6 protein-coding genes are annotated in these 6963 nt (G+C 57.6%); 5 read left to right on the top strand and 1 reads right to left on the bottom strand.

Features of this window, described 5'->3' with window-relative positions; all coding sequences use genetic code 11:
- The 5 genes from RSSM_RS24390 to RSSM_RS24375 form a co-directional block, all read left to right on the top strand.
- Positions 1 to 828 (top strand): DUF1559 family PulG-like putative transporter (locus RSSM_RS24390; RefSeq protein ID WP_044303537.1); only part of this gene is annotated, 828 nt, incomplete at its 5' end.
- A gap of 263 nt (positions 829 to 1091) precedes the next feature.
- Positions 1092 to 1289, top strand: coding sequence for a hypothetical protein (locus RSSM_RS24385; RefSeq protein ID WP_008685888.1), 198 nt, complete (start codon positions 1092 to 1094; stop codon positions 1287 to 1289).
- Between the two features lie 246 nt (positions 1290 to 1535).
- Positions 1536 to 1694, top strand: coding sequence for a hypothetical protein (locus RSSM_RS33935; RefSeq protein WP_160168174.1), 159 nt, complete (start codon positions 1536 to 1538; stop codon positions 1692 to 1694).
- 155 nt (positions 1695 to 1849) lie between these two features.
- Positions 1850 to 2788, top strand: a complete 939-nt coding sequence (locus RSSM_RS31940) for an EF-hand domain-containing protein (RefSeq protein ID WP_052336109.1) — start codon at positions 1850 to 1852, stop codon at positions 2786 to 2788.
- A 191-nt stretch (positions 2789 to 2979) separates the two neighbouring features.
- The gene (locus RSSM_RS24375) at positions 2980 to 4239 is read left to right on the top strand and encodes an outer membrane protein assembly factor BamB family protein (RefSeq protein WP_044303543.1); all 1260 of its coding nucleotides are present in this window, start codon (positions 2980 to 2982) and stop codon (positions 4237 to 4239) included.
- A 161-nt stretch (positions 4240 to 4400) separates the two neighbouring features.
- On the opposite strand, the gene RSSM_RS24370 is transcribed toward RSSM_RS24375, so the two are convergent.
- Positions 4401 to 6923: a serine/threonine-protein kinase gene (locus RSSM_RS24370; RefSeq protein ID WP_008685879.1), complete on the bottom strand. Its 2523-nt coding sequence runs from the start codon at positions 6921 to 6923 to the stop codon at positions 4401 to 4403.
- Positions 6924 to 6963: the final 40 nt, after the last annotated feature.

The following is a 6963-nucleotide window of genomic DNA, read 5'->3' as shown; positions in this document are numbered from 1 at the left end:
AACGAAGACGGCACGGTCGACTTCCCGGCGATGGGACCGATCCCGTCGAACATTGACTACACCCCATGGGCGACCGACATCGCAACGTTCCGTTGCCCGAGCGATCCAGGTGAAGGCCTGCCCGCACTGGGCCGTACAAATTACGCCGCCTGCATGGGCGACGTCGGCCGTTGGATCCAAACAGGGCCTTGGGACGACTCCAAGACTCTGCCCAACAACGACCGCGCCACTCAGGTGCGTGCGTGCCACCGTGGCGTGTTCCGGATCCGATCGGCACCGACTCGTTTCCGTGACATTCTCGACGGTTTGGCCAACACCGTGATGGCAGGCGAAATCGCGACCGACCTCGGCGACCACGACGCCCGCACCGTAGCGGTGGATCGTGCCAGCTACGTGAACATGCAGAGCCAAGCTCCAAACTCGTGTGACAACATGGTTGATCCGTCGCGTCCACAGTTTTGGGACTCGTCGTTGGCGTTTGATGAGCCAATCAACGTTCGTGGATATCGCTGGGCAGACGCGTTTGCTGTCTTTTCCGGATTCATGACCGCGAGCCCACCGAACAAACCATTGTGCACCTCGGACCAAGGCAGCGGCGAAGGCTACTACACCGCGTCGAGTCGTCACCAAGGTGGTGTGCACGTGCTGATGGCGGACGGTGCGGTCAAGTTCATCACCGACTCGATCGAAGCCGGTAACCAAAGCGATCTGCCGATCGTCGAATGGGCGACCAGCGGAAATCGTACACCAGGTTCGATGAGCCCATACGGTTTGTGGGGTGCACTCGGTACCCGTGCGAACAAAGAAGTGATCGACTCCGAATTCTAAGAACCGATCCAAGAATCGATAAACCAATTAGCCGGTGGGTGTTCGCCCAGGTTGTCCGAACCAAACCGCGGCTAGCGCCGATCGGCTGATGAGTTTTAAGATAGGTTCCAAGTTTCGAGTCTTCCGCCCATCGGGAATCGCCCCGGTGGGCTTGCTCTCCCGTCGAAATTCATGTGCTCTGTTCGCGGAGCACGCGTCGACGGTCTTCCCGTTTTAAGGCTGCCTCCGAAGACAGCCATGTGTCCCCAAGGAATATCCTGACGATGAAAACATTTGTGCTTTTTTCCGCGCTCTTCATCGGTTGCGTATCCGTCGGTTGCGATTCCGGCGGTAACAGCAACGTTGCCGAGAGTGCGAGTGAAGATGCGAAAGAAGAGTACCGCCGTCTTTTGAAGGAATCTGAAGAAAGTATGGCTCAGCTCGACGAAGAGGCCAAGGCAGCGGGCAGCAAGCCTGACTGATCTCTGCCTGGCATCTCAGATAATCAAAACCCGCGTTTCAAAAAGAGACGCGGGTTTTTTCGTGAAGATTTTTGTGCACTGATTTGCTCACGCCAAAGGTACGGAATCTCTGAATGCGTGCGCATCGATGTGAGCGGTCGGTAACGCTCTGAAGGTGACCTGTCATAACCGCGATCCCGTCACTGAATTTTGTGAACGCGGCTTCAGATACGTTGCGGTGTCAAAACACTCCGAGTCCGCCGTTGCGTGAACACAATGCAAACGGTTTCGTCAGTTCTGCTCGCGTTCGATCGTGCCAACAACAACTACCCGCTGCCGATTCTCTACACGTCCGTGCTGCAGAAATTGGGGATGGAGATGGATTCTTTTGCCACCAGCACTGGCACGATGACCGGGTTGACGTAGAGCCTCATCGAAAAGCGGTCTGCGGACACCGTGGGATAAAAAATCAAAAACTCTGGCCCGATCGGATCGAGAAAGACGCATGTCAGTCTGTCCGGCGAAATCGCCAACGATCCCTATCGAAATGATTCCCCGCGTTCAGGTTCAGAGGAAAAACAATGGTCTCGCGAAAGATTCAATGCGCCGTGGTTGCTGGCGTGATATGTGTTCCCAATCTTTTGGTCGCCCAGCCTCCCGGAGGTGGTGGCCCGCGGGGCGGTCCACGCGGCGAAATGCACGGCGAAATGCACGGCGAAATGCACGGCGAAATGCACGGCGAAATGCGCGGTGAAATGCACCGTGGCATGCGTGGCGGTCCTCCAAACGAAATGATCATGCAACTGTTTGATCGTGCTGACGCGGATGGCGACGGCAGTGTGACCAAGGAAGATTTGACCAAAGCGTTGGAGACCATGAGACCAGGTGGCGAACGGGGCCGCGAAGTTCATGGCCGCCGCGAACAGGCCGGCACTGAACAGGTCGGCACTGAACAGGGACGCGGAGAGCGCGGTCGCAGAGAACATGGCCCCGGCGGTCAGGGTCCCGGACGTATGGGGCCAGGTGAGCACGGACCCGGAGAGCACGGCCAAGGCGACTTTGGGCCTCCGCGCGGCGAACGTGGCCCCGGCGGGCCTCCCCACGGGGAACATGGGTTCGGTGGACAAGGCAGGCAGGATGGTCCCGGCGGACCGCCGCCTCATGAAGGTGGCGATGGTGGGCACGGTCCACATGGTGCACCGCCTGAGCCCGGTCAAGTCGTGCCCGAGCCCATTGCGAACACGTTGGATTTGAACGCGAAGCAACAAGCCGATCTCGCCGCCTTGCAGGCCGACGTTGACAAGCGACTCGCCGAAATTTTCACGAGCGAGCAAATGGAACAATTCAAAACCGCCGGCCCGCCCCAAGGTCATGGCCCCGGGGCCGGTCAGCACCGTGAAGGCGGGCCGCGTGAAGGCGGGCCGCGTGAAGGGGGGCCGCGTCAAGGCGGGCCACGAGGCGGAGACGGTGGCGGTGGACGCGGCAGCGACCGACCGGATCGTCCTCAGCGGCCACAGTAAAACATCCGAATTGGAAAATCACGCACGTGCGCCGAATGCGTGAACGTGCATAATGCCAATTGCCACTGCCGCGGAGCAGTGGCAATTTCTCGTGCAGTCGATCGTTGTCGATCCCATTGCTGCCGATGCATCATTGCAATGCGATGGTTTCGGAAAACAACTCATCTCCCCTTCTTTGGAAACGAAATCTTATGCTACGTGCGTGGATTGCTGCTGTGTGTTTGGTTGTTACCGCCGCTAATCTTATCGCGAGCGATTGGCCATGCTTCTTGGGCCCGAACGGTTCCGCTCGGTCCGCTGAACAGGTTCCGACGACCTGGAGCGAATCGAATAGCTTGGCGTGGAAGGTTGATCTGCCGGGGACCGGTTCGTCGAGTCCCATCATTGTTGGCGACCGACTGATCGTGACCTGCTACGTTGGCGGAGACGGTGACGCGAAACGGGTTGTGTTGTGTTTCGATAAGAACTCTGGCGATCAGCTTTGGTCGGTCGACTATCCGATCGACTATCGCGAAGACAGCTATCGCGGTTACATCACCGAGCACGGCTACGCGAGCAACACGCCGGTGACCGATGGTGAAAACGTCTACGTGTTTCTAGGCAAAGGTGGCGTGCACTCGATCACGCTCGAGGGAAAGAAAAATTGGAGCGTCGATGTAGGAAAAGAATCGAGTAATCGCCAGTGGGGATCCGCGGCGAGTTTGATCCTTTACCAGGACACCGTGGTCGTCAACGCGTCTGAAGAATCGCAAGCCATCATCGCCCTCGACAAGGCAACCGGCCAACAGCGTTGGAAACAGGAAGCCGGCATGCTTGAGTTGACCTACGGAACGCCACGTCTCGTCAATCTTGACGGCGGTGACACCGAAATCGTCATCAGTGTTCCTGGCGAAATTTGGTCGCTCAAACCCACGACAGGAAAACTGAAGTGGTACTGCGAAACGCCAATGACCGGCAACGTTTGTCCGTCGGTGATCGTCGACGATGAAACGATCTACAGTTTCGGAGGTTATCGGGCGTCAGGCAGTATCGCGGTGAAGGCGGGCGGCGAAGACGACGTAACCGACTCTCGTGTCGAATGGACGAATCGATCGAGCTCGTATGTGGCGACACCGCTGCTCGTGAACGATCGGTTTTATTGGGTCGACGATCGCGGGATTGCTTATTGCACGTCCGCCACCGATGGAGAGGTCGTCTATCGCGAACGGGTAGGCGACTTGGCGAGCGGGCGTCCTGTCTATGCGTCGCCGGTGCTGATTGGCGACTATATCTACGTCGTCACGCGTCGAAGCGGAACCATCGTCTACAAACCGAATGACTCGTTCGAACCGATTGCCCGAAACCGCATCGCCGGGGACGAGAGTGACTTCAATGCTTCGCCCGCGGTTTCCGATGGCAAGCTGTATCTCCGCAGCGATCAAGCGTTGTACTGCGTTTCGGAGGGAGCATAGGTCGTCGTGACGGAGTATCGGTAGTTTGTGCCAGCTCTCTTTTCGGGTAGTGGATCTTGTTAGAGGTCCTGCGTTATGAGGATCTTTAACAAGATCCACTACGGTCTACCTGAGAACCAACTGAAGATCGCTGTTCTTCAGCAGTGTGACCGTCCGATGAATTATCGAGTCGGTCTTGTTAGCGTCTCATCCAACTTTCGAACGGTGTCGCTCGTTCGAACGACAAAGGGGTGGTCTTTCCATTCGGGATCGATCGCTAGGACGTCCGCTTTGGCGTTCGCGAATGCAGTTTCGGCGGCATCCGGCTTATCCCATTGGTGGTAGAGCGTCGCTTGGCTGCGGTAGAGCATCGCGCGCCAGCAACGCTGGGCAACACTGTCAGGTTGGGCTTGCAAGAGTCGCGTTTGAATCTGGATCGCTTCGGACAGCAGGTCGGCGGCATGGTCGTAACGTGCCTGCGTTCTCGCTATCGCCGACAACTTGTGACGCAGATGAACTTCGGTCGTCAGATAGACCGTGTTGGCTGGATGACTCGCGAGTAGCGTTTCGATTTCCCGCAATGCTTCGCTGAGTCGTTTTCTGGCTTCCCCGAGTTGCCGCGGCGACCGCGGACCCCGCAGATTAATTTCGGCGAGCGTCTTGACCAACTCGAATCGCACGGTGGCATCTTGCGGAGTCGATTCCAGTTGTTGGCGAAGGACCGAGATCGCCGCGTCGAAATCGATGTGATTGAGTTTCGGCCCCTGCATGAGTTGGGAACGGGCGGAAAGGCTGCTCGCGTAGAGGATGTTGATGGTTTTCGTCGGCGTTGACGATTCCCGCAGTTCCTCCAAAATGAGAATGGCCTGATCGATATGCGAGAGAGCATCGGAACGTCGTTCACGCGTGAACGTCTCGTCATGGCGCAATTGCGGCGGGCGATCACCCAGGTACAAATGCGCGCGAGCGAGTTCGGTCTGTCCCGCCACGTTCGTCGTTCCGAGTTCAGACGCGGCGTCAATCGCGGCCAGGTAGCAACTAACCGACCCGTCACGTTGATACTCCGCGGCGTACATGGTCCCGAGCTCATTGTTCAACCGTGCGATCCGCAACTGCAGGTCGGATTCGAGAGTTGAGTTGCTCGTGTCGCGTTCGCTCAGCAGCGTCAGGCTGGATCGAAGCGTCTCGATACTGTCTGCCGTCCGGCCGAGGCTGTGTTGGATTCGCGCCAACTGAATACTGGAGTCGACGCGTCTCAGAACGATGTCACTGCGAGTCGGTGATTGCTGCGAGAGGCGTTCGTAGATTGGCTGCAATCGTTCCAACACCTGTGCCGTTGAGGGAGAGATTTCGAGGTCGACCTTTGGCAAGAGGTCGTCATCAAACGCATCATCGAAAGGAAGGGACGCCGAAGTCGGTGATTGCGAAACGATGTCGACGACCCCGTCGAGCGATTGGAGTGCGAGGTCGACCGTTTCCTCGGAAGATCGCAAGGCTTCCTCCGATCGTTGATTCGCTGCCGCCGTGACAAAAAGGGCGATGGTCGAAATGACCGTTGCGGCGGTCAACGCGAAAGCGGCAATGCCGACCGCGCCGGCGAGTTTGGGATTGCGGCGAATCCATCGAAACAAACGTCCGCAAATCGAGGTGCGGCGGGCATGGATCGGCTCGTCTGCCAGGAATCGTTTCAGGTCGTCACCGAGTTCCGCTGCCGACGGGTACCTCAACGAAGGATCTACATGAATCGCTTTGCTGACGATTGTCGCAAGATCGATCGGTACGTCGGGGCGGAGGGTGTTCACCGGTTTGATTCGTCCCTGCGCAATCAATCCCATCAGGTGTTCGGCGTCGTTGGCTTGGAACGCTGGTTGCCCGACGAGCAGCTCATGAAGCGTGATTCCAATCCCGTAAACGTCACCGGTCTCTTCGGATACACCGGTAAACCGTTCGGGAGCCATGTAACGAAGACTTCCGCTGACGGCATGGGTTTTGGTCGCCTCGTTGTCGAGATTTCGAGCGAGTCCAAAATCGGTGACTTGCGCGGTCCCTTGTTCTTCAATCAAGATGTTGGCAGGTTTGATATCGCGGTGAAGCACTCCGGCAGCATGCGCGTAGGCGATGGCATCGGAGACCTGTGCACCAATCGTTGCTACTCGATGGAAAGAGAACTCGGTACCTGCCGAGAGCATCTTGTCCAGAGAATCCCCCCGGACGAGCTGCATGACCAGGAAGTGCGCCCCTTCCGATTCGCCGGACCCATAGATCGGAACGATATTGGCATGGTGCATCGAGGCGGCGGTGGTGGCTTCCGTGCGGAAGCGTGTTAACGCCTCGTCGTCCAGCAGACTACGTTTGGGAAGCACCTTGATCGCGACAACACGGTCGAGTGATTCCTGGTGGGCTTCGAAAACGATGCCCATCCCTCCGCGACCGATCTCGCGAACGATGCGGAAGTCGCCTAATTGCGATAGCTCCCGACCCGCCAAGGTGGCACTACCATCCTCGGCGACTTGTTCGATAATCTTGATACGTTCGACGGATGCCACGAGCGGAAACATCTCTCGAATCGTATCGCTATGTTGCGGATGTCGACGAGCGTACTCTTCGACCGAGGGCCGTTCGCCATCGCGATACCTGGCGAGGAAATCGGATGCTAAGGTATCGACCGCCGCAAGATCGTCGTCGGATGTTTCGGGATCATGCATGAGCGGTTGGAGGCAATCACAAAAGCGAAATTAAACAGTA

The organism is Aporhodopirellula sallentina SM41 (genome assembly GCF_000346505.1).
GTDB lineage: Bacteria > Planctomycetota > Planctomycetia > Pirellulales > Pirellulaceae > Rhodopirellula > Rhodopirellula sallentina.
This window is presented reverse-complemented; position numbering and strand designations above follow the sequence as displayed.